Origin of the sequence: Achromobacter sp. K91 (genome assembly GCF_003576205.1) — a bacterium.
Taxonomy (GTDB): Bacteria; Pseudomonadota; Gammaproteobacteria; order Burkholderiales; family Burkholderiaceae_B; genus Achromobacter; species Achromobacter aegrifaciens.
Genome location: NZ_QWFB01000054.1, coordinates 89,041 through 110,223 on the forward strand (window position 1 = coordinate 89,041; position 21,183 = coordinate 110,223).

A 21,183-nucleotide genomic window follows, 5' to 3' on the forward strand; every position below is an offset into this window, starting at 1 on the left:
ACTTTGTATTTGTCTAACCCCTGAGCGCAGGTCGATGATGCCGCATGGCAATCATCGCCATTCACAGTCTGCTCAAAAGGAAGGTTGATGAATACGAACGTCCATTCCCGCGCCATCTCCACGCGGGGAATTTCGCGCCGTGCGCTGCTGCGCGCGGCAGGCGCCGCAGGCCTTGCGGCGCCGCTGGGCATGCTGGGCTCGCGCGTGCTGGCCGCCAACGCCGCACCGCGCACGTTCAAGATCGCATGGAGCCAGACCGCAGTCTGCCAATCGCCCGTGTCGGTGGCGCTGGAGCGCGGCTTCTTCGACAAGTACAACCTCAAGGTCGAACGCATCAACTTCAGCGGCTCCACCGACCAGCTGCTGGAGGCGATCGCCACCGGCCACGCCGATGGCGGCATCGGCATGGCGCTGCGTTGGTTGAAGCCGCTGGAGCAGGGCTTCGACGTCAAGCTGGCGGTGGGCACGCATGGCGGCTGCATGCGCTTGCTGACGGCGCAGGATTCGCCGATCAAGAGCGTCAACGACCTGAAGGGACGCCGCGTGGCCGTGTCGGACCAGGCCAGTCCGGTGAAGAACTTCTTCGCGATCCGCGTGGCGCAGCTGGGTATCGATCCCGAATCCGTGGACTGGCGCCAGTACCCGCAGGACCTGTTCGGCGAAGTCCTGCGCAAGGGCGAGGTCGACGCCATTGCGGGTGACGATCCGCTGATCTACACGCTGCGCGAGGACAACAAGCTGCGAGAGATCGCCACCAACATCGAGGGCGATTACGAGAACCGTACCTGCTGCGTGCTGGGCCTGCGCGGCGATCTGGTGCGCAAGGATCCAGAGGCCGCCGCGGCCATTGCGCGCGCGGTGATCGACGCGCAGCGCTGGACGGCTTCCAACCCGGACGAGACCGCGCGCATCTTCGCGCCGTATGTGCCCGGCAAGGTGCCGGCCGAACGCGTGGCCGCGATCCTGCGCAGCCATAGCCATGGCCATGCCTCGACGGGCGCCGCGTTGCGCGAAGAGATCGTGGGCTACGCCCGGGACCTGAAGACGATCAAGGTGCTGAGCGCGGGCCTGGACGTCAACAAATACGCGCAAGCGGTGGTGCCCAATGTCCTCGGCTGACGTATTGCACGCCCCGGCCGCGGGCGTGAATCGGCCCGCGCGCGACTGGCGCTTGTGGAAGACCGGTATCGCCGCCGCCGCGCTGTGGGCGGGCGTGGGCGGCGTGACGCTGGCATGGCCGAACGTCGAGGTGGGCTTCTCGTCCTGGGGCTACACGCGCGAATTCGGCGCGGCGGCCTTGGCGCTGGCGTTGCTGCTGTTACTGGCGGCGGCGCCGGGGGCGGGGCAGTTGCGCGCCGTGCGCGCCTTGCACCGCGCCGGCCCCTGGCTCGCGGCCCTGGCCGTGGCGGTGGGCGCCTGGGAGATCGCGACGGCCAAGCTGGCGCTGCTGCCCAGCCCGTTCTTCGCGCCGCCGCAGTCGCTGATCGAAGTCTACGTCTCCGACTACAAGCGGCTGGCCGACAGTCTGGCGAATTCGCTTTGGCTGCTGGCCAACGGCTTTCTGCTGGGCGCGGCCGCGGGTTTCCTGACCGGGGTCGCGATCGGCTGGTCGCGCGGCCTGGGCTATTGGGTGCATCCGGTGCTGCGCTTCCTGGGGCCGGTGCCTTCCACGGCCTTGCTGCCTATGGCGTTCTTCTTCTTTCCGTCGAGCTGGTCGGCAGCGGTCTTCCTGATCGCCCTGGCCACCTGGTTTCCGGTCACGGTGCTGACCTGGTCGGGCGTGGCGGGCGTCAACCGGGCCTACTACGACGTGGCGCGCACCATGGGCGCCAATGAGTGGTTCCTGGTGCTGCGCGTGGCGATTCCGGCGGCCTTGCCGCAGGTCTTCGTGGGCCTGTTCATGGGCCTGGGCGCCTCGTTTTCGGTGCTGGTGGCGGCCGAGATGATGGGCGTGAAGTCCGGGCTGGGCTGGTACCTGTCATGGGCCCAGGGCTGGGCGTCCTACGCCAACATGTACGGCGCGCTGATCGTGATGGCGCTGGTGTTCTCGGGCCTCATTACTTTGCTGTTCCTGGGGCGCGACCGCCTCCTGGCCTGGCAGAAGGGAGTCGTGAAATGGTAGCGGCAGCGGTGCCTGACAAGCGGGATGCGGCCGGCGCCGCATTGGCCGTGCGCGGCGTGAACCATCACTTCGACCTGGACGGCGCGCAACTGCCGGTGCTGGACGGCATAGACCTGGACGTGAAGCCGGGCGAGTTCGTGGCGCTGCTGGGACCCAGCGGCTGCGGCAAGTCCACGCTGCTGCGCCTGGTGGCGGGCCTGGAGCCGCCCGCCGCGGGCGGCCTGCTGGCGGACGGCGAGCCGATCACGGGGCCTTCGCCTTCGCGCATCGTGGTGTTCCAGGACCCCACGCTATATCCGTGGCGCACGGTCTGGGACAACGTGGCCCTGGGACTGCAGGCGCGCGGGCTGTTGAAGACGCAGCGCAGCCGGGTGGACGAGGCCTTGCAGCGCGTGGGCCTGAAGGCGTTCAGCCAGGCCTATCCGCATCAGCTGTCCGGCGGCATGGCGCAGCGCGCCGCGCTGGCGCGGGCGCTGGTCAACGATCCGCGCATCCTGATCCTGGACGAGCCGCTGGGCAAGCTGGACTCGCTGACCCGCATCGCCATGCAGTCCGAACTGGTGGACCTGTGGCAACGCGAAGGCTACACGGCCTTGCTGGTCACGCACGATGTGGAGGAGGCGCTGTTCATGGCCACGCGCATCGTGGTGCTGAGCGAGCGGCCGGCGCGGATCAAGGACGAAATCGTCAACGACCTGCCGTACCCCAGGCATCGCGGCGATCCGCGCCTGGCCGCGTTGCGCCATCGCGCGCTGGCCTTGTTGGGGCTGGATGCGACGTGGTGAGCATCGTGCAACGCCGGCCGGCGGATGCCGCTGGCGCGGCGCGGTGGGCCCGGCGGCGCATGGCGGCGCTGTTGACGGTCGGCTTGGCCGCATTGGCGTTGGCCCTGGGCGCCGCGGTCTGGCGCTCGCTGGGCCAGGCTCCGGCATTGGCGTATTGGCCATTCGCGTGGCGCTACGACCCGGACCTGCCCGTCAGCCCGCACACGTGGCGCCAGCTTTGGCTGGCGCTGGCGCAGTCGGCGGCGGCGCTGGCGTTGCTGTGCGGCGCGCTGTTCGCCAAGCGCCGCCGGCTGGCATGGCTGGGCGCCGCCGTCGCGCTGGCGCTGCTGGCTGACTGGCCGAACCCGCGGATGTTGCTGGTCGAGGCGCACAGTTCTTCCTATCAGCGGTCGCCGTTGCCGTTTTCCGATGCCAATCTGTTGCAGGGCGGACGGCTGTACCAGGCGCATTGCGCCGCATGCCACGGCGCGGCGGCAGATGGGCGGGGCGAGCGCGCGGCCAGCCTGCCGGTGTGGCCCAGCGTGCTGGGACCGGCCCTGTTCCAGAACAGGCTCGAAGGCGAGCTGCACTGGCGCATCGCGCAGGGCGGCCAGGAACCGGCGGCCAACCCCGCGATGCCGGCGTTTGGCGCAATGCTGAACACGGAAGAGATCTGGCAGGTGCTGGACTATCTGCGCCTGCGGGCCTATGGCGTCAGCGGCGGCAGCGGCATGCCGGCGGTCGCCGCACCCGTCGTGGCGCTTGCCTGCCGCGACGGCCGGGCGACGCGGCTCAGCGGCTTGCGCGGCTTGCCCCTGCGTGTGATGGCCTACGCGCAGGGCGCGGCCGAGGAACCGCAGGATCCACGCCTGCTCACCGTGGCGCTGACGCGTGGCCACACACAGCGCGTAGACGCGGATTGCGTGGCGGCAGGCGTAGAGGCCTGGAACGCCTATGCGCTGGCAGCCGGCGTGTCTCCTGACGAGCTGGTGGGCGCGCAGTTCATGGTCGACCGCCAGGGCTGGCTGCGCGCGCGCCGCCTGCCAGGCGCGGCTCCGGCGTGGACCAGCGCGGACGATGTCTGTGGGCCGGGAGGACGGATGGAGGGAGCGACGGCCCGCGGGCTGGGCCAACTATTGCAGGCGATGGATCGTGCGCCCATCGCCATTCCGGATATGCGCCGCGAACATTGACTGCGGCGCTTGCTCAAGCACATATCAACCCCAAGCGAGGTCTGCAACATGAGTACGTTGAACGAATATCTGGGCCAGAAACGCGAGGCCGTGCTGGCGCGCAACGCGCGCGATCCGCACACCGTGACGCCGGTGAAATTGCGCGCACAGGTCAGCGCCGAAGGCCGCAGCGGCGTGCGCCGAATCCGGATCCGAGATCACCAGGTGGTCAGCGACAGTCCCGCGGATTTCGCGGGCTATGACCTGGGACCGAGTTCGCCCGAGCTGCTGCTGGGATCGCTGGGCAGTTGCCTGACGCATATCTTCCTGATCAAGGCGGCCGAACTCGAATTGCCGCTGGAGTCGCTGCAGGTGGAGATCGAAGGCGACCTGGACCCGCGCGGCGGCAAGCCGGGCTATGAGCAGGTGCCATTCTTTCCGCACAACATCCGCTATACCGCGCACATCGTGTCGCCGGCCGACGAGAGCGCGGTGCGCGCCGTGCATGAGGCGGTGGAGCAATGGTGCCCGATCCTGAACCTGCTCAAGCAGCCGCAGCCGCTGGAAGGCCGCGTGCAGCACACCCGCTCGGCGGCGCAATAAGCAAAGGCCTCAAGTCAGCGTGCTGCGCATCAGGATCTCGGTCAGCGCGCGCGTGGGCTTGTTGGGCGCGGGCGCCGAGATCACGATGAATTCCACCTGCGGCAGCGCGGGCAGTTGCGCGGCGCCTGCTGGCGCGGCAAGGCCGAGCGTGGACAGGTGCGAAGGCTGCACCGTGATGCCCAGGCCGGCGCGGGCGGCCGCCTGGCAGCCCGCATAGCTGGTGCTGGTGCAGACGATCTGCCAACTGCGGCCGGCGCGGGCCAGCGCGTCCAGCGTCAGGCCGCGGGTCACGCTGGGTTCGCGCAGCAGGATCAGCGGCAGCGGTTCGTCCGGCGCCACCCGCAGGCCTTCCTTGGCCTGCCACAGCAGGGCTTCCTTGTGCAGCGTCTGGCCGCGGCGGTCGCCCTTGCGGCGCTTGCCTATCATGACGTCCAGGCCGTTGTCGTCCAGCAGCTTGTAGAGCTCGCTGGTGACGCCGATGGTCAGGTCCAGTTCGACCTCCGGGTGGGCCAGCCGGAAGGCGGCCAGCACGTCGGGCAGAGGTCCCATTGCCAGATCGTCCGAGGTGCCCAGGCGCACGCGCCCACGCAGGCGCGGCGCGTCGAACAGGCGCTCGGCCCGCTCGTGCGCGTCCAGGATGATCTGCGCATGCACCAGCAGGCTGCGGCCGTCGCTGGTGAGCGCGAGCGAATGCGTGTCGCGCTGGAACAGACGCCGGTTCAAGGCCTGTTCCAGCTGGCGGATGTGTTCGCTGACCGTGGGCTGGGTCAGGCCCAGGCGCCGGGCGGTCTCGGTGAAGCTGGGCGCGGCGGCGGCCGCGGCGAAGGTCTTGAGCCACAAGGGATTGAGCATAGCGGCCTGGTCATAGGAAAGTCCGATGACAGTTAAAGTACCCAGTGGGCTTCACGATGGCAAGCGCCGTGCCTATAGTTTCCGCAATCCCTACGGAAATCTTTGCCATGCGCCGCTTCCTGCCCGACCAATTCACGCTCATCCTGATCGCCACGGTGGTCTTCGCCAGCTTTTTCCCTGCCGTGGGCAAGGGCGCGGCGTTCATGACCGTGGCCAGCAACATCGCCATTTCGCTGCTGTTCTTTCTGCACGGCGCCAGGCTGTCGACGGACGCCATCGTGGCTGGCGTGAAGGACGTGCGCCTGCACGCGCTGATCCTGGCTTGCACCTTCCTGCTGTTTCCGGCGCTGGGGCTGGGCCTGCGGGCGCTGTTTCCCGGCCTGTTGACGCCTTCGCTGTGGCTGGGCGTGCTGTTCGTCTGCACCCTGTCTTCCACCGTGCAGTCGTCTATCGCCTTTACCTCCATGGCGCGCGGCAACGTACCGGGCGCGATCTGCGCGGCCACGGCTTCCAACCTGCTGGGCACCGTGCTGACGCCGCTGCTGGTGGCGGTGCTGCTGCACCGCCAGGGCGGAGGCCATGGGCTGGCCGACGCCGGCCGCATCCTGTTGCAGCTGTTGTTGCCGTTCGCGGTGGGCAGCCTGCTGCGGCCCTGGATCGGCGCCTGGGCCCAGCGCAACAACCGCACGCTGTCGAAAGTGGACCGCAGCTCCATCCTGCTGGCCGTCTACACGGCGTTCAGCGAGGCGGTGGCGCAGGGTATCTGGCACGCGTTCCCGGCCATCGACCTTGCGTCCATGGTGCTGGTGAACGCCTTGCTGCTGGGAACGGTGCTGCTGGTCACGACCTGGGGCAGCCGCAAGCTGGGGCTGTCCAAGGAAAACGAGATCACGCTGGTGTTCTGCGGCTCGAAGAAGTCGCTGGCCTCGGGCATTCCGCTGGCCACGGTGCTGTTCGGCACCTCGCAGATGGGCGTGGTAGTGCTGCCGCTGATGATCTTCCACCAGATGCAGCTGATGGTCTGCGCGGTGCTGGCGCGCCGCTACGCGGAGCGGCAGGCGCCGGCTGAAGCGGCGGCGGCGCGGGCTTGAAGTCTCTTGCTTGAGCGTAGCCCCCTAGGCGGGCGTATCTTCCAAAGGGCGGATCTTGCCGGCCGGCTGCCAGTAGACCGCGCCCTCGCGTTCCTCGACCGTCAGCACGGTCAGGCGGCCGTTCTTACAGGGGCCGCCCACGCATAGCCCGGTGTCCGGCTGGTAGGTGGCGCCGTGGCGCGCGCACATGATCAGGTCGCCGGCGCGGGTGAAGAAGCTGCCTTCCCAATCCAGTTCCACGCCCACGTGGGCGCAGCGGTTCAGATAGCCGTGCACGCGGTCCTGGTAGCGCACGAAGAAGGCCGTGGTGCGGCCGGCGGCATCTGACACGGGGATCTTCACGCCGAGGCCGCCGTTGGCGAGGTCGGAGGAAGCGCAGACGCGGACGGCGGGGACGGGGGCTGAATCCTGCATGGTGGGCCTGGAAATCAAAGGGTGCGATGTTCGGACAGGGGCGCGGGCTTGTCAATCCGGCGAGCCGGTCAGGGCGCTTTGCTGCTGGCGGGCCCACATGCCGGCGTAGATGCCGTCCTGCGCCAGCAGTTGGGCATGGCGGCCGCGCTCGACGATGCGGCCTTCGGCCAGCACGATGATCTCGTCCGCGTCCGCCACGGTGGACAGGCGGTGGGCGATGATCAGCGTGCTGCGGCCCTGGCTGACTTCGCGCAGATTGGCCTGGATTTCGCGTTCGGTGTGGGTGTCCAGAGCGCTGGTGGCTTCGTCGAACAGGAAGATGGGCGGGTTCTTCAGGATGGTCCGGGCGATCGCCACGCGCTGCTTCTCGCCGCCGGACAGCTTCAACCCGCGTTCGCCCACCATGGTCTGGTAGCCGTCCGGCATGGCCATGATCAGATCGTGGATATGGGCCAGGCGCGCCGCCGCCTGGATCTCTTCCTCGCTGGCGCCGGGGCGGCCGTAACCGATGTTGTAGAGGATGGTGTCGTTGAACAGCACGGTGTCCTGCGGCACGACGCCGATCGCGGCGCGCAGGCTGGACTGCGTCACGTTGCGCACGTCCTGGCCGTCGATGAGGATCGCGCCGCCGTCGGCGTCGTAGAAGCGGAACAGCAGGCGCGCGATGGTCGATTTCCCGGCGCCGGACGTACCGACGACGGCCACGGTCCTGCCGGCGGGGATGGTGAAGCTGACGCCCTTCAGGATGGGGCGGCGCGCGTCGTAGCCGAAATGCACGTCGCGGAACTCCACCGCGCCGCCCGCCACGCGCAGGGGCTGGGCATCGGGCCGGTCGGCCACCTCGCGGTCCTGTCCCAGCAGTTCGAACATGCGCTCCATGTCGATGATGGCCTGCTTGATTTCGCGGTAGACGAAGCCGAAGAAGCTCAGCGGCTGGTACAGCTGCAGCAGGTAGGTGTTGACCAGCACGAAATCGCCCAGCGTGTAGCGGCCTTCGGCGATGCCGGTGGCGGCCATCCACATGACCAGGGTCAGGCCCACCGAGATGATGGCGGCCTGGCCGATGTTGAGGATGGACAGGCTGACCTGGCTGCGCACGGCGGCGCGTTCATAGCGCTTTAGCGACGCGTCGTAGCGGCGCGCTTCGTGTTCCTCGTTGCCGAAGTATTTGACCGTTTCGTAGTTCAGCAGGCTCTCGATGGCTTTGGTGTTGGCCTCGGAGTCGGTTTCGTTCATCTGGCGCCGGAACTTGGCACGCCATTCCGTGACCAGCAGCGTGTACGCCATGTACAGCGTGACGGTGGCGCCCGTGGCCAGCGCCAGCCAGATGTCGAACATCTTCCACAGCACCACGCAGACCAGCCCGATTTCGAAGAAGGTCGGCAGGATGCTGAAAAGCAGGAACGACAGCAGGGTCTGGATGCCCTTGGTGCCGCGCTCGATGGCGCGGTTCAGGCCGCCGGTCTGGCGCGTCAGGTGAAAGCGCAGCGCCAGCGCATGCAGGTGGCGAAAGACCTGCAGGCCAACCGCGCGGATGGCGTGCTGCCCGACGCGCGCGAAGATGGCGTCGCGCAGTTCCGAGAACAGCAGCGAAAGCACCCGGGCCGTGCCATAGGCCAGGATCAGGCCCAGCGGCACGGTGACGGAACCCGGGGCGCCCTGGCCCAGCTCGTCGATGGCGTGCTTGTACAGCAGGGGGACATAGACCGTGGCCACCTTGGCCGCGAACAGGCACAGCAGGGCCGCGATCACCCGCGTTTTCAGGCCCGTCTCGCCGGGCGGCCAGAGATAGGGAAAGAGCGTGCGCAGGGTGGAAAAGCCGCCGCGGCGCGCGGGCCGCGTGTCAGGAGCGTTCATGGTCTTGGGGGGATGCATGGGCCGTCGGGCCGTCGGAAGCGCATTATCGGCCACAGGCTGCAATTCTGTCGCAGCACCGCGCCCAGGGGCGGAAACGCCTGCTTTGGCAGAGGGGATTCAGGGATTTTGCGGCTCTGGGGGTAATATCGGCCTCACGACCCCTGGGATGTTTAGACCTCTCCCGGGGGTTTTCAATCCGGCATGGTGACTCGGGCGCAGCCTGGCGGGCCCGTTCTTTACTGTCTCAACCAAGGATGAAGCCTGGCTGCCCCTTGGTTGCGCGACCCGGCGCATATTCGCCGCGCGGACGTCGCGTCGCAAGCTACGGAGGGTCTTATGGCGAAAGTACCGGCAATGCAATTGAACGACGGCGGCAAGATTCCCCAGCTGGGCCTGGGCGTCTGGCAGGTGCCGAACGATCAGGCCGCCGCAAGCGTGAAAGAGGCGCTGGCGGCAGGCTACCGCTCGGTGGACACTGCGGCCATCTACGGCAACGAGGCTGGCGTGGGCGCGGGCTTGCGCGCGGCCGGCGTGGCGCGCAAGGATCTGTACGTCACGACCAAGCTCTGGAACGACAGGCACGGCTACGACGAGGCCCATAAGGCCATGGACGAGAGCCTCGAAAAGCTGGGCCTGGCTTACGTGGACCTGTACCTGATCCACTGGCCCGTGGCCGGCAGCACGAAGTTCCTGGACGCCTGGAAGGCCATGGTCGAAATGAAGGAAGACGGCCGCGCGCGCTCGATCGGCGTGTCCAACTTCACCCAGGCCAACCTGGAGCGGCTGCTCGACGCGTCCGGCGTGACGCCGGCCGTGAACCAGGTCGAACTGCACCCAGGCTTCACGCAGCAGGCGCTGCGGGCCTTCCACGCCAAGCACGGCATCGCGACGGAGTCATGGAGCCCCTTGGCCCAGGGCGGCGTGGCCAAGGACAAGGTCATCCTGGAGCTGGCCAGGAAGCACGGCAAGTCGCCCGCCCAGGTGACGCTGCGCTGGCATCTGCAGCACGATCTGATCGTGATCCCGAAGTCGGTGACGCCCGCCCGCATCCGCGAGAACATCGACGTCTTTGACTTCGAGCTGTCGGCGGCCGACATGGCCGCCATCGACGGCATCAAGGAAGGCGCGCGCCTGGGGCCGGACCCCGAGACCTTCGGCAAATAATGCCGCACGCCGGCACGGAACTGGCGGTCGCGCCTAGCGCTGCAGCGGGAATACCCAGTAGCGCACGATGACCGCCAGCAGGATGGCCAGGGCGATCCAGGACGCCCAGTGCCAGCCTCCCGTGCCCAGCAACGCGGCCAGCAGGCCGAACACGCTGAGCACGCCCAGCAGGATCGGCGCGCCCCAGACAAACATGAAACCACGGGCCGTCTTGCTCATGCGGGAGTCCTTTTCGGGATGGCGGCGGCCTGGTGCTTGCGCACGAGTTCGGCGATGCGCGCCTCGGTGGCGCGGCGGCGGGCCAGCCAGAGATAGAGGCCGCTGACCAGCACGATGATGGTAATGACGTCCAGCAGCGCCCAGATGATCTTCAGCGGCATGCCGCCGTAATCGCCGAAATGCAGCGGCCGCGACAGTTCCAGCGCGGTCAGGTACCAGGGCATCTTGGCCACGGTGGTCAGTTCGCCGGTCTTGCCGTCCACCAGCACAGGCGTGTTCAGCTTGGAGGTGAGCGGCGTGTCGCCGCGCATCCAGGTGATGTAGTGGTGGGGACTGCCGAAGGCATTGCCGGGAAAGGCGATGAACGACACCTCGTTGCCGGGCAGGGCCTTCCTGGCCGTGTCGGCGGCGCCCTGGGCCGAGGCCAGCTCGGTGGGTACGTTCTGGCCCTTGTAGGGTTCCAGGATGCGCACCAGTTCGGTGGACTGCCACAGGCGGAATAGCGGCGTGGAGAGTTCGTTGATCACGCCGGTCACGCCCACCACGAAGGCCCAGACCAGCGTCACGATGCCCAGCAGGTTATGCAGATCCAGCCACTTCAGGCGCGTGGAGCGGGAGGCGCGCACCGTGCCGAATTCCAGCTTTTTCATGAAGGGGCCGTAGAGCACCACGCCGGACACGATTGCGACGCAGAACAGCAGCCCCATGAATCCCAGGAACAACTCGCCGGGCAGGCCCGCGAACAGGTCCACGTGCAGCGCCAGCATGATGCCCATGAAAGAAAACTTGTCCTCCGTGTACAGCGGACCGTCCAGCAGCACGTCGCCGGTGCGCGCGTCCATGCGCACGGCGTGGCCGGACACCTGGCCGTCGCCGGGCGTTTTCGCCATGCCCACATAGACCTGAGGTTCGTCGGGATCGAAGAACAGATAGTCGACGACCTCGCCCGGATACATGGCGCGGGCGCTGTCGACCAGCTTGTCCAGGTTGGCGCGCGGGGTCGAGGCAGGGACGTCGGACAACGGCTTGCCGTCGTCGAGCCAGTGTTCGATCTCGTGGTGGAACACCAGCGGCAAGCCGGTAAGACAGATGACGAGCAGGAAGATCGTGCAGACCAGGCTGGTCCATTTATGGACCAGATACCAGGTTTTGATGGTGGACGCGGCAGTCATGGGGGAGGGCGGGGCCCTTGCAGGCGCGGATTGGGGAAAACTGAATATTATCGCGAATAATATCGATTCTCGTAACCAAATTTTGACCACGGCGCGGCAAAGGGGGACAGGCGGAGCGGCGTGAAAGCGGGTTAAAAAGAGGGATCGAGCATCAACCAGTGGTAGCCCCCGGATCATCATGGAGCAGCGTTTTCTCAAAGTCCCGCGCAACGAGCTAGGCCGCGATTTCGCGGTGGGCGACCTGCATGGGCATTTTTCCCGCCTGCAGGAAAGCCTGGACGAGCTGGGCTTCGACCCGTCCCGGGACCGCCTGTTTTCGGTCGGCGACCTGGTGGACCGGGGGCCGGAAAGCGAGGCCGCGCTGGAGTGGCTGGCGCGGCCGTGGTTCCACGCGGTTCAGGGCAATCACGAGGATTACGCGATCCGCCACGTGCGCACGGGGCAGGTGGACGTGGACAACTGGCGCGGCTACGGCGGCGGCTGGTTCCTGGACCTGCCTTCTGATCGCCAGCAGGTCTTTGCCGAGGCTTTCGCGCAATTGCCCATTGCCATCGAGGTCGAAACCCTGGACGGCGCCGTGGGGCTGCTGCACGCGGATTGCCCGGTGCTGTTCTGGCCGCGGCTGGAATCCGCCTTGCAGGACCGCTACCGGCGCACCAGCGCCGCCTGCCAGTGGTCGCGCGACCGCCTGCGGCAGATGGACCGCACCGGCATCCGCGGGGTGCGGGCAGTGGTGGCCGGGCACACGCCGGTGCCGGCGCCGCTGCTGCTGGGCAACGTCTACCACATCGATACCGAGGGCTGGAAATCCGGCTACTTCACCTTCCTGGACCTGGAATCCCTGCGGGCCTGGCCACGCGAGGTCGTGACCGAACTCGCGGAGCAGGAATAGCCAGGCCTGGATTCCCGGCGGCTGTCGCCGGCCGCGGTCAGAGCGGCCGGGCGGCCACCGGTCCGGCACCGCTGACGGCGCTGGCGCGGGCGGGCGTGTCGGCGTCCACGCGCGGCACGGGGATGGGCGGGATGGCAGGCGGCGCGTTGCCTGCCGGCGCGCCGCCCGCGGGGGCCACGGGAACCGGCAGGGCCACCGGCGGTTGGGCCGGACTGCTTTGCGGCATTGCGCCGCCGCCGGGCGGCAGGGGTTTGACCGAGGTGTCCACGCCGTCCGTCGAACGGTTGTTGTTCAGGAAATCGGTCAACGCGTCGCCCGAGGACAGGTCCAGCGAGGCCACGGCCTGGCCCGGCGGGAATTCCGAGAAATAGTATTCGCCGTTGTCCACGATCAGGCCGTCCGGCCGCGGCGCGGGCTTGGCTTCGGGCACGCCTTTCAAGGCCGGCTGCATGTAGTCCAGCCAGGTGCTCAGGGCCAGGCCGCTGCCGAATTCGTTGGTGCCCAGCGACTTGGGCTGGTCAAAGCCCATCCAGACGGTGGTGGCCAGGCTGGGCGTGAAGCCCGAGAACCACACGTCCACGGCCTCGTTGGTGGTGCCGGTCTTGCCGCCGATGTCGTTGCGCTTGAGCACCTGGTGCGCGCGGGCGGCGGTGCCGCTGACCGTGACGCCGCGCAGGATGTCGTCCATGACCCAGGCGGTGCGGGGATCGATGGCGCGCGCCAGGGCGTCGCCGGCGACGACAGGCTGGGCCTGCATCAGCACGTTGCCCGAGCGGTCGGTGACGCGGTCCACCAGATACGGGGTGACGCGGTAGCCGCCGTTGGCGAATACGCTGTAGCCGTTGACCACTTGCAGCGGCGTGGCGCCGCCCGCGCCCAGCGCCAGCGGCAGCACGGCCGGCCAACGCGACTTGTCGAAGCCGAAGCGGGTCAGGTAGTCCTGCGCATATTGCGGCGAGATGGCCTGCAGGATGCGGATCGACACCATGTTCTTGGACCGCATGAGGCCCTGGCGCAGCGTCAGCATGGGCTCGTACTTGTTGCCGTCGTTCTTGGGCTGCCAGGCCTTGGAGCCGGTCTGCTCCGCGGTCAGCATGAAGGGCTGGTCGGAGATCTGCGTGGCCGGGGTCAGGCCGCGTTCCAGCGCCGCCGCGTAGACGAAGGGCTTGATGTTGGAGCCGGGCTGGCGCCAGGCCTGCGTCACGCGGTTGAAGCCGCCGCGGTTGTAGTCGAAGCCGCCGATCATGGCGCGCACGGCGCCGTCCTGGGGCACCATCGAGACCAGCGCCGCCTGCAGCGTCGGCATGTTGATGATTTCCCAGCTGTCGCCGTTCTTGTGGATGTAGACGACCGAGCCGCGGCGCAGCCGCTGGCTGTCGCTGGCCTTGGGGTTGAGCGCGCGCGCCACCACTGCCAGCGCCTTCTTGTCGCTGATGGTGATGATGTCGCGCGCGCTGCGCGCCAGCGTCACTTCGGTGGGGCTGGCGGCCAGCACCACGGCGGTCAGCAGGTCTTCGCTGTCAGGTGTCTTTTCCTGCACGCCGTCGAGGATTTCATCCAGCGCGGCCGGGTCCTTTTCGACGCCCTCGGGCAGGTCGATCTGGTCCTCGGGGCCCGGATACACGGCGCGGCGCGTGTAGTCCAGCACGCCGTCGCGCACGGCGCGGTAGGCGGCTTCCTGGTCCTTGGAATCGATGGTGGTGTAGACGTCGATGCCCTTGGTGTAGGTCTGTTCCTGGAACACGCCGTACATGAGCTGGCGCGCCAGTTCGGCCGGGTAGTCGCCGTGGATCGCGAAGCCGCGCGCGCTGGCGCCGTCCGCGCCGCGAATCGTCAGGCGCTGCTTGAGCGCCTCGTCGGCCTGTTCGGGCGTGAGATAGCCCAGCGTCTTCATGCGGCCCAGCACGTAGTGCTGACGGATCTCGGCGCGCGGGAAATTGGTGATGGGGTTGAAGCGCGACGGGGCCTTGGGGATGCCGGCGAGCATGGCGGCCTCGGCCGGCGTGACTTCCGACAGGGGCTTGCCCAGATAGGTGCGCGAGGCGGCCGCGAAACCATAGGCGCGGTGGCCCAGGTAGATCTGGTTCATGTAGAGCTCAAGGATCTGGTCCTTGGAGAGCTCGGATTCGATCTTGAACGTCAGCAGCAATTCATAGAACTTGCGCGAATAGGTCTTTTCCGACGACAGGTAGAAATTGCGCGCCACCTGCATCGTGATGGTGCTGCCGCCCTGGCTCTTGGAGCCCTTGACGAGGTTGGTCACGACCGCGCGCGCCACCCCCATCCAGTCGACGCCGCCGTGGCTGTAGAAGCGGTCGTCCTCGGCTGCCAGCACCGCCTGGCGCATCACGGGCGGGATCTCGTCAAAGCGCAGCACGTTGCGGTGCTCTTCGCCGTACTCGCCGATCAGGACCTTGTCCGCCGTATAGATGCGCAGCGGCACCCGCGGACGGTAGTCCGTCATGGCGTGCAGGTCGGGCAGGCTGGGCCAGGCCAGGGCCAGCGCCAGGCCGAGCGCGATGCCGCCGCACACGGCGGCGCCGCCGGCGGCTACGCCCGCCTTGACGAGAATGCGTTTCCAGGGGAGGCCCGGTTTGCCGCCCGGGGTGGCGGAGGATTGCTGGGGGGTGCTCATTGCAGGCGATTCTAGGGCAGAACACGATGGACCGCCCAGAGGGTCATAAGGTTTCAGTAACTAAACATGAATTGCGTCGCGAGTGACGGCAAATCCGGTTGCAGGCGTCAGCCATTGTTCAGGTAGCGTTGGGGCGGCGCGCCCAGCGCACGGTGGAACATGGCCGAGAAGGCGCTGGCGCTGCGGTAGCCCAGGTCAGCGGCGATGCGCGCGACCGGCACGCCCTGCGACAGCCGGCACACCGCCTCGGCCAGCCGGACCTGCTGGACCCACTGCCGGTAGTTCAGCCCCAGTTCGGCCTGGAACAGGCGGATCAGCGTGCGGGCGCTGGCGCCGACTTCGTCGCCCCAGTCCTCGATGCCGCGCTGCAGCCCCGGATCGTCCAGGATCGCCGCGCAGATGGTCTGCAGACGCCGGTCGCGCGGCCAGGGGATCTGTAGCGGCGCGACGCGTGCGGCGGCCAGCTCGGAAAGCAGCAGGGCGGCGACCTGCCCGGCGCGGCCGTCCAGCGGATAGTCGATGGGTTCGGCGGTCAGCGCCAGGATCAGCTCGCGCAGCAAGCCGCCGACCTCGACCACCTGGCATTGCGGCCAGTAGCCGCGGGCGGTCTCGGCTTCGAGATAGAGCGAACGCATGGACACCGCGCCCACCATGTCCACGCCATGCGGCACGCCCGCCGGCACCCACAGCGCGCGCAGCGGCGGCAGGGCCCAGAAGCCGCTGGGCGTGGTGACGCGCATGACGCCTTCGACCGCGTAGACCAGTTGCGCGCGCGGATGCGAGTGGGTGCCCGTGCGGGTGCCTGGCAGGAATTCCTTGGCCATGGCCGTCACGGCGCGCGGCCGGTGCTGGTAGTCCTGCGGATTGACGCTGCGGGCGGGGTCGGGCAAAAGGAGTCGGGCGGGCATGCGTGTCACTTCCGGCATAAGGATGAGTTGGGCGGCTCAGGGCTGGTTTGCGTATTTTGTCACCATATTTTGTCACTTGAGCGACGAAAATTGGCAGATCGGTTCCGTCCCGGATTCCTACACTGGGTACTGGTCCGGCGTGGCGCTGGACATGTCCATCCCCATTACTTGCGTCCATCGCCCATGAATCCCCCTCAGAACTCCGCCGCCGGCGTCGCCGACGCCAATCCGGTCCCGCCGTCCGCCGCTTCCTCGGACCCATCCACTGCCTTCAAGGTGCTGGGCGCGATCAGCGTGGCGCACCTGATGAACGACATGATCCAGTCGATCCTGTTGGCCATCTATCCCATGCTGAAGGATTCATTCAGCCTGTCGTTCGCGCAGATCGGGCTGATCACGCTGGTCTATCAGCTCGCGGCCTCGCTGCTGCAGCCCTTCATCGGTTTCTATACGGACCGCAATCCCAAACCGTACTCGCTGCCGGTGGGCATGGGCTTCACCCTGGTGGGGCTGTTGCTGCTGTCGATGGCGCCGTCGTTCGGCTGGCTGCTGGTGGCCGCGGTGCTGGTGGGCACGGGCTCGTCGGTGTTCCACCCGGAATCCTCGCGCGTGGCGCGCATGGCCTCCGGCGGACGCCATGGCCTGGCGCAGTCGCTGTTCCAGGTGGGCGGCAACGTGGGCTCGGCGCTGGGGCCGCTGCTGGCCGCGCTCTTCATCATCCCGCACGGGCAGCGCAGCGTGGCCTGGTTTTCGCTGGCGGCGCTGTTCGGCATCGTGGTGTTGACCGGCATCGGCCGCTGGTACAGCGCCAACCGCGTCCTGCTCAAGCCGCGCGCGCGGCGCGAGGGCGCGGGCAACGGGCTGTCGCGCAACCAGGTGCTGGGCGCGCTGGCGGTGCTGGGCGTGCTGGTGTTCTCCAAGTATTTCTACCTGGCCAGCCTGAACAGCTATTTCACGTTCTACCTGATCGACAAGTTCGCGCTGTCGGTGCGCGAGGCGCAGCTCTACCTGTTCCTGTTCCTGGCCGCGGTGGCGGTAGGCACGGTGGTGGGCGGACCGGTAGGCGACCGCATCGGCCGCAAGATCGTGATCTGGGTGTCCATCCTGGGCGTGGCGCCGTTCACGCTGCTGCTGCCCTATGTGAACCTGTTCTGGACCGGCGTGCTGGTGGTGATCATCGGCATGGTGCTGGCCTCGGCGTTCTCGGCCATCGTGGTCTATGCGCAGGAGCTGGTGCCGGGCAAGGTGGGGATGATCGCCGGACTGTTCTTCGGCTTTGCCTTCGGCATGGGCGGCGTGGGCGCCGCGGCGCTGGGCAAGCTGGCTGATGCCACCAGCATCGGCTATGTGTACCAGGTCTGCGCCTATCTGCCTTTGCTGGGCGTGGTGGCGATCCTGCTGCCGAACGTGGAGAAGGCGCGCCGCTGAAGGCGGGCGCCGGGCCTGGCGCCGTCAAGCCAGGAGGCTCACAGCGCCAGGCAGGGCCCGTATCAGCCGGCCTGCACCGCGTTCAGGCGGGGGCGGCTGATGTCGATGCCGGTGATGTCGCCGGCCGCGCCGTGGTGGACGACGCAGGTGTGCGCGGAGCGCACCTGCATCAGCTGCGCCGGGCTGATCGCGAAGCTGGCCGCCACGCGGCGGTCGCCCACCGGCTTGATGGGCTTGCGGCGGTCCTTACCTGCGAACTTGCGGTGGTTGTAGACGGCCCAGCCCACCAGCACGCCCGCGTTGATCAGCGCCAGCAGCGCATAGCCCCACAGCGTGTGCACGGTGGGCAGGAACACCGGCCAGAGCGAGACATCGGGGCCGCCCGCGGCGGCGCGCAGGATCGCCAGGATGCCGGCGCCGAACAGATAGACGAAGGCGAACCAGCCGACGGCGGTCAGGACGAGGTCGAACAGATAGCCTGCGCGGGAACGTTGCGTGGTGATGATCATGACGTTGCGTCCGGTGATTTGATGCCCCGGTCCGGGCTGGTCCAGCGCGCGCGCCGGGCCTGCTTGCGGAGCATGACTTTGGGGAAACTGACCAGGGTGGTGAACAGGCTCACCATCCAGAAGGCCAGCGGATACCAGATGACCCAGTACAGCGAGCGGGCCAGGCCGGGCTCGTAGCGGCGGTCGATCAGGATGCTGACGACGAACTGCAGCAGGCAGACCACGGCCAGCATCATGCCGGTGAAGGCGGGCGGCATCAGGCTGGCGATCTGCATGTTGTTGGGCAGCGTGACCACCTGGCTGACGGCCCACAGCAGCACCGACACGCCGAAGGCGAAGGCCCAGGCGGTGGACAGGCAGAACTCGGCCATCAGCGGCCACAGGCGGCGGTGGCGCCAGACCCAGATCGAACGCAGGTTCTTCAGGAAGACTTCGGCGCCGCCCTGGGCCCAGCGCAGCCGCTGCTTCCACAGTCCGCGCAGGGTTTCGGGCATCAGGATCCAGCACAGGCCGCGCGGCTCATAGAAGATCGACCAGTGGTCGCGCTGCAGCTTCCAGCTGATGTCGATGTCCTCGGTGATCATGTCCAGGCTCCAGTAGCCCACGCGGTCCAGCGCCGCGCGCCGGAAGGCGGCGACCACGCCGGATACAGTGAACACCTGGCCGTAGACGCGCTGGGTGCGCTTGATCAGCCCGATGATGGAAGAGAACTCGCCGACCTGGATGCGCCCGATCATCGTGGAGCGGGTGCGGATGCGCGGGTTGCCGGTGACGGCGCCCACGCGCGGATTGTCGATCAGCGGCGCCACCAGGTAGGCGGCCGCGTCCGGGTCCAGCATGGCGTCGCCGTCGATGCAGACCAGGTACTCGCTGCGCGCAGCCATGGCGCCCATGCGCAGCGCCATGGCCTTGCCCTGGTTCTGCGCCAGGTGCACCACACGCAGCCGCGGATGGGCGGCGGCCATGCGGTCCAGCATGTCGGCGGTGCCGTCGCTGGAGCCGTCGTTGATGGCGATGACCTCGATGTGCGGATAGTTCTGGCCCAGCGCCGCCAGCAGCGTCTCTTCGCCGTTGTCGGCCTCGTTGTAGCAAGGCACCAGGATGGACACCAGCGGATTGCCGGCCAGGGCCGGCGGCTGGCTGTCCTTGCCCCATTTCCAGTGCCGCTCCCAATGCCACCAGAAATAGATGCCGCCAGCCATCCACATGCCGGACATGAACAGGGGGTAGAAGAATACGAAGCCCAGCAGCGCTTCGCCGGTCAGCATCAGGGTGAAGCCGAAGGGCGCGCCAAGCACCGCGCAGAGAATCAGCAGGGCAATCAGTCGGTCTATCATTTGATCGGATACCAGGCTTCGGAAATGGCGGGCCGGATGCCTTGCAACCGGGGCTGGTCTTGCGAGAAATCGTCGGGGTAGTAGCCGAAGCTGCGCGAGCCGCGCAATTGCAGCCGCTTCATCCAGCCGGCCAGCACGGCGGTGTCGACCGGCGTGGCTTCGGGACGGCCCGGGCCGGTGCGCCAGTCGCGGGCCTGCAGTTCGAATACCGTCTTGTCCAGCGCCCCGGGGCGCTGCGCGACGGTATCGACCAGCCGGTCCAGCCAGGCGTTCTCCTTGCCGGCGGGCACGTTCTCCATCAGCGGCATCGCCATCGGCGCGGTCCAGTCATAGGCGCCGAGGAAGTCGTCCAGGTTCTGCGCGAACCAGGTTTCGCTGCCGGGGTTCAGGATGGGTTCGGCAAAGATGTTGCGCGCCGTCTTGATTTGCGGGCCGCGCACCGCGCGCACCCGCTGCGTGAGTTCGGCGGTGAAGTCCACCAGCGCGCGGCTCTTGTAGCGGGTCCAGCGTTGCAGGGTGTCCGGATCCGCGCGCAGTTCGGCGATGCTGCCCGGCAGGCCCGCGGCCCGGTAGGCGGCCAGCGCGCCGGGGCTGGCGTCTTCGAAGTCCGACAGCAGCGCGTCGTCATGGAACAGGATGCCGTCGAAGATCGCGTAGCGGGACAGGTCCTCGTACAGATCGCCGATGCGCGCACGCACGGTCGGGTCGAACGGCGACAGGCGGCGGTACTGGTCGGGATCCGGCTCTGGCTGCGCCTGGCCTTCCTGCCAGCGCGTGACGCGGGGCAGGGCGGGATCCAGGTCGAAGGACAGCACCGGCATCCAGGCGTAGACCATCACGTTGGCGCGGTTGTGCAGCTGCCATGCGGCGCGGTTGAAGAGATCGGCGCGCATAGGCAGCCAGCGGTTGGGGAAGTAGACGGACTTCACCAGGCCGTCGCCCACGGGGTCCGAGTAGGCCTGCAGGAACACCGTGTTGATCTGCATGTCGAGGATGCGCTGCACCAGCTCGCCCAGGTTGCGGTCGGTTTGCGCCGGGTCCGGGTCGTAGACGTAGTCCAGGTCCACGTGCGCCACGCGCATGAAGGGCTGGGCTTCCATGCCGACCACGCTGTTGGCGAAGGGCTTGAGCGTCGGGTCGCTGGACAGCAGCAGGCGCGGCGTGGACATCAGGCGGCCGACGCGGCCCGGGCCGTCCTCCAGCGTCAGCGCCAGCTGATAACCGTGCTCGGCGGTAATGCGCAGGGTGGAGCCGCCTTCGGCGCCATAAGGCCAGACCCAGACGCGCGGCTTCTTGCCGGTGGCGCGGCGGATCTTTTCGGTGATGGCGGCGACGTCGCCGCCCATGCGCGCGTCGAACTCCGCTTCGGTCTCGTAGCGGCGGGTCTGCGCATCGTAGGCTCGGATCGCGGCGGCGGGCTCGGTATTGCCCTGGGGATTGGCCAGCGCGCCGTAGTGCGAGGCATTGGTGTGCGCAGCAATCTCGACCAGCCCCGAGCGCGAGATCTCGCGGATCTCGTCCCAGTTCAGGAAGCGCTTGCGGTCTTCGGGGCTGCCGCCGAAGTCCACGCGCTGGTTGGCCGGCGTGTCCATCCAGACGCCGACCGGCGCCAGCAGCGCGGGCCATTGATAGGCTTTCAGGATGGGAAGCACGCGGGTGTAGAAGCTGCGGTAGCCGTCGTCAAAGGACAGCAGCACGGCGCGCTCGGGCAGCGGCTTGCCGCCCTGGCGCGCGGCCAGGATCTGATCCACGGTGACGGCCTGGTAGCCATTGGCGCGCAGCCAGGCCAGCTGTTCGACCAGACGGTCGGTGCGCACGCTGAGAAAGCCCTGGTCGGGGTCTTCGTCTTCCACGTCGTGGTAGGCCAGGGCCAGGAACTGGCCCTGCACCCAGGGCTGTTCGGCGGGGGCGAGCGGGCGCTGGTCCGGCGGCGTGTAGACCGGGATGTCCTTGGCGCAGGCGGTCAGCGCCAGGATCGCAAGCAACAGCAGGCCGGCGAGAATCAGGCGGGTATGGGTTTTAAGCATCATGGCGTTACTCGGAT

General features: G+C 67.9%; 19 protein-coding genes. 9 read left to right on the forward strand and 10 right to left on the reverse strand.

Annotation, left to right across the window (positions count from 1 at the left end; genetic code table 11):
- The first annotated feature begins 87 nt into the window (after nt 1-87).
- The 5 genes from DXK93_RS26555 to DXK93_RS26575 are packed head-to-tail and all read left to right on the forward strand — an operon-like array spanning nt 88 to nt 4,661.
- Entirely contained in the window at nt 88-1,119 is a 1,032-nt protein-coding gene (locus tag DXK93_RS26555; protein ID WP_119451641.1) for an ABC transporter substrate-binding protein, read from the forward strand.
- Nucleotides 1,106-2,122: an ABC transporter permease gene (locus DXK93_RS26560; RefSeq protein WP_119451642.1), complete on the forward strand. Its 1,017-nt coding sequence runs from the start codon at nt 1,106-1,108 to the stop codon at nt 2,120-2,122. The genes DXK93_RS26555 and DXK93_RS26560 overlap by 14 nt, the downstream gene beginning before the upstream one ends.
- Nucleotides 2,116-2,907, forward strand: a complete 792-nt coding sequence (locus tag DXK93_RS26565; RefSeq protein WP_119451643.1) for an ABC transporter ATP-binding protein — start codon at nt 2,116-2,118, stop codon at nt 2,905-2,907. The genes DXK93_RS26560 and DXK93_RS26565 overlap by 7 nt, the downstream gene beginning before the upstream one ends.
- Entirely contained in the window at nt 2,904-4,079 is a 1,176-nt protein-coding gene (locus DXK93_RS26570; protein ID WP_233564617.1) for a c-type cytochrome, read from the forward strand. Before DXK93_RS26565 ends, DXK93_RS26570 begins: the two co-directional genes overlap by 4 nt.
- Before the next feature lie 48 nt (nt 4,080-4,127).
- On the forward strand, nt 4,128-4,661 hold the full coding sequence (locus tag DXK93_RS26575) for an OsmC family protein (RefSeq protein WP_054458213.1): 534 nt from the start codon (nt 4,128-4,130) through the stop codon (nt 4,659-4,661).
- A 9-nt stretch (nt 4,662-4,670) separates the two neighbouring features.
- Here the strand turns inward: DXK93_RS26575 and DXK93_RS26580 are convergent, their stop codons facing one another.
- The gene (locus tag DXK93_RS26580) at nt 4,671-5,513 is read right to left on the reverse strand and encodes a LysR family transcriptional regulator (protein WP_054458212.1); all 843 of its coding nucleotides are present in this window, start codon (nt 5,511-5,513) and stop codon (nt 4,671-4,673) included.
- Nucleotides 5,514-5,620: 107 nt separating this feature from the next.
- Here DXK93_RS26580 and DXK93_RS26585 point away from each other — a divergent pair, with 107 nt between their 5' ends.
- Complete coding sequence (locus DXK93_RS26585) at nt 5,621-6,604, forward strand: bile acid:sodium symporter family protein (RefSeq protein ID WP_054458211.1); 984 nt, start codon at nt 5,621-5,623, stop codon at nt 6,602-6,604.
- 24 nt (nt 6,605-6,628) lie between these two features.
- Here DXK93_RS26585 and DXK93_RS26590 read toward each other — a convergent pair whose 3' ends face one another.
- Together DXK93_RS26590 and DXK93_RS26595 are read right to left on the reverse strand one after the other, a co-directional pair.
- Nucleotides 6,629-7,018: a Rieske (2Fe-2S) protein gene (locus DXK93_RS26590; RefSeq protein WP_054458210.1), complete on the reverse strand. Its 390-nt coding sequence runs from the start codon at nt 7,016-7,018 to the stop codon at nt 6,629-6,631.
- 51 nt (nt 7,019-7,069) lie between these two features.
- On the reverse strand, nt 7,070-8,875 hold the full coding sequence (locus DXK93_RS26595) for an ABC transporter ATP-binding protein/permease (RefSeq protein ID WP_192353209.1): 1,806 nt from the start codon (nt 8,873-8,875) through the stop codon (nt 7,070-7,072).
- Nucleotides 8,876-9,211: 336 nt separating this feature from the next.
- Between DXK93_RS26595 and DXK93_RS26600 the strand changes: the two genes are divergently transcribed.
- A complete protein-coding gene (locus DXK93_RS26600; RefSeq protein ID WP_054458209.1) occupies nt 9,212-10,039 on the forward strand; it encodes an aldo/keto reductase in 828 nt (275 codons plus the stop codon).
- Between the two features lie 33 nt (nt 10,040-10,072).
- Here the strand turns inward: DXK93_RS26600 and DXK93_RS26605 are convergent, their stop codons facing one another.
- Together DXK93_RS26605 and DXK93_RS26610 are read right to left on the reverse strand one after the other, a co-directional pair.
- Nucleotides 10,073-10,258, reverse strand: a complete 186-nt coding sequence (locus tag DXK93_RS26605) for a hypothetical protein (RefSeq protein WP_054458208.1) — start codon at nt 10,256-10,258, stop codon at nt 10,073-10,075.
- Nucleotides 10,255-11,430 carry a PepSY domain-containing protein gene (locus DXK93_RS26610; protein ID WP_054458207.1) on the reverse strand — a complete coding sequence of 392 codons (1,176 nt, stop codon included), beginning with the start codon at nt 11,428-11,430 and terminating at the stop codon, nt 10,255-10,257. Before DXK93_RS26610 ends, DXK93_RS26605 begins: the two co-directional genes overlap by 4 nt.
- A 178-nt stretch (nt 11,431-11,608) precedes the next feature.
- On the opposite strand from DXK93_RS26610, the gene DXK93_RS26615 reads away from it, so the two are divergent.
- Nucleotides 11,609-12,322, forward strand: coding sequence for a metallophosphoesterase (locus DXK93_RS26615; RefSeq protein WP_054458206.1), 714 nt, complete (start codon nt 11,609-11,611; stop codon nt 12,320-12,322).
- Nucleotides 12,323-12,359: 37 nt separating this feature from the next.
- On the opposite strand, the gene DXK93_RS26620 is transcribed toward DXK93_RS26615, so the two are convergent.
- On the reverse strand, nt 12,360-14,957 hold the full coding sequence (locus DXK93_RS26620) for a penicillin-binding protein 1A (protein ID WP_054458205.1): 2,598 nt from the start codon (nt 14,955-14,957) through the stop codon (nt 12,360-12,362).
- Between the two features lie 107 nt (nt 14,958-15,064).
- A complete protein-coding gene (locus tag DXK93_RS26625; RefSeq protein ID WP_054458295.1) occupies nt 15,065-15,865 on the reverse strand; it encodes a helix-turn-helix domain-containing protein in 801 nt (266 codons plus the stop codon).
- Between the two features lie 183 nt (nt 15,866-16,048).
- On the opposite strand from DXK93_RS26625, the gene DXK93_RS26635 reads away from it, so the two are divergent.
- Nucleotides 16,049-17,293, forward strand: a complete 1,245-nt coding sequence (locus tag DXK93_RS26635) for an MFS transporter (protein WP_054458204.1) — start codon at nt 16,049-16,051, stop codon at nt 17,291-17,293.
- Between the two features lie 62 nt (nt 17,294-17,355).
- Here the strand turns inward: DXK93_RS26635 and pgaD are convergent, their stop codons facing one another.
- The 3 genes from pgaD to pgaB are packed head-to-tail and all read right to left on the reverse strand — an operon-like array spanning nt 17,356 to nt 21,169.
- Complete coding sequence (gene pgaD / locus DXK93_RS26640) at nt 17,356-17,802, reverse strand: poly-beta-1,6-N-acetyl-D-glucosamine biosynthesis protein PgaD (RefSeq protein WP_054458203.1); 447 nt, start codon at nt 17,800-17,802, stop codon at nt 17,356-17,358.
- Nucleotides 17,799-19,139 carry a poly-beta-1,6-N-acetyl-D-glucosamine synthase gene (gene pgaC / locus DXK93_RS26645; protein WP_119451645.1) on the reverse strand — a complete coding sequence of 447 codons (1,341 nt, stop codon included), beginning with the start codon at nt 19,137-19,139 and terminating at the stop codon, nt 17,799-17,801. Before pgaC ends, pgaD begins: the two co-directional genes overlap by 4 nt.
- Nucleotides 19,136-21,169 carry a poly-beta-1,6-N-acetyl-D-glucosamine N-deacetylase PgaB gene (gene pgaB, locus DXK93_RS26650; RefSeq protein ID WP_119451646.1) on the reverse strand — a complete coding sequence of 678 codons (2,034 nt, stop codon included), beginning with the start codon at nt 21,167-21,169 and terminating at the stop codon, nt 19,136-19,138. Before pgaB ends, pgaC begins: the two co-directional genes overlap by 4 nt.
- Nucleotides 21,170-21,183: the final 14 nt, after the last annotated feature.

Coding starts and splice junctions, on each gene's coding strand:
- DXK93_RS26615 (WP_054458206.1), top strand. CDS start 11,609: ATGGAGCAGCGTTTTCTCAAAGTCCCGCGCAACGAGCTAGGCCGCGAT.
- pgaC (WP_119451645.1), bottom strand. CDS start 19,139: ATGATAGACCGACTGATTGCCCTGCTGATTCTCTGCGCGGTGCTTGGC.
- DXK93_RS26600 (WP_054458209.1), top strand. CDS start 9,212: ATGGCGAAAGTACCGGCAATGCAATTGAACGACGGCGGCAAGATTCCC.
- DXK93_RS26565 (WP_119451643.1), top strand. CDS start 2,116: ATGGTAGCGGCAGCGGTGCCTGACAAGCGGGATGCGGCCGGCGCCGCA.
- pgaD (WP_054458203.1), bottom strand. CDS start 17,802: ATGATCATCACCACGCAACGTTCCCGCGCAGGCTATCTGTTCGACCTC.
- DXK93_RS26620 (WP_054458205.1), bottom strand. CDS start 14,957: ATGAGCACCCCCCAGCAATCCTCCGCCACCCCGGGCGGCAAACCGGGC.
- DXK93_RS26590 (WP_054458210.1), bottom strand. CDS start 7,018: ATGCAGGATTCAGCCCCCGTCCCCGCCGTCCGCGTCTGCGCTTCCTCC.
- DXK93_RS26555 (WP_119451641.1), top strand. CDS start 88: ATGAATACGAACGTCCATTCCCGCGCCATCTCCACGCGGGGAATTTCG.
- DXK93_RS26575 (WP_054458213.1), top strand. CDS start 4,128: ATGAGTACGTTGAACGAATATCTGGGCCAGAAACGCGAGGCCGTGCTG.
- DXK93_RS26585 (WP_054458211.1), top strand. CDS start 5,621: ATGCGCCGCTTCCTGCCCGACCAATTCACGCTCATCCTGATCGCCACG.
- pgaB (WP_119451646.1), bottom strand. CDS start 21,169: ATGATGCTTAAAACCCATACCCGCCTGATTCTCGCCGGCCTGCTGTTG.
- DXK93_RS26610 (WP_054458207.1), bottom strand. CDS start 11,430: ATGACTGCCGCGTCCACCATCAAAACCTGGTATCTGGTCCATAAATGG.
- DXK93_RS26560 (WP_119451642.1), top strand. CDS start 1,106: ATGTCCTCGGCTGACGTATTGCACGCCCCGGCCGCGGGCGTGAATCGG.
- DXK93_RS26635 (WP_054458204.1), top strand. CDS start 16,049: ATGAATCCCCCTCAGAACTCCGCCGCCGGCGTCGCCGACGCCAATCCG.
- DXK93_RS26580 (WP_054458212.1), bottom strand. CDS start 5,513: ATGCTCAATCCCTTGTGGCTCAAGACCTTCGCCGCGGCCGCCGCCGCG.
- DXK93_RS26595 (WP_192353209.1), bottom strand. CDS start 8,875: ATGAACGCTCCTGACACGCGGCCCGCGCGCCGCGGCGGCTTTTCCACC.
- DXK93_RS26625 (WP_054458295.1), bottom strand. CDS start 15,865: ATGCCCGCCCGACTCCTTTTGCCCGACCCCGCCCGCAGCGTCAATCCG.
- DXK93_RS26605 (WP_054458208.1), bottom strand. CDS start 10,258: ATGAGCAAGACGGCCCGTGGTTTCATGTTTGTCTGGGGCGCGCCGATC.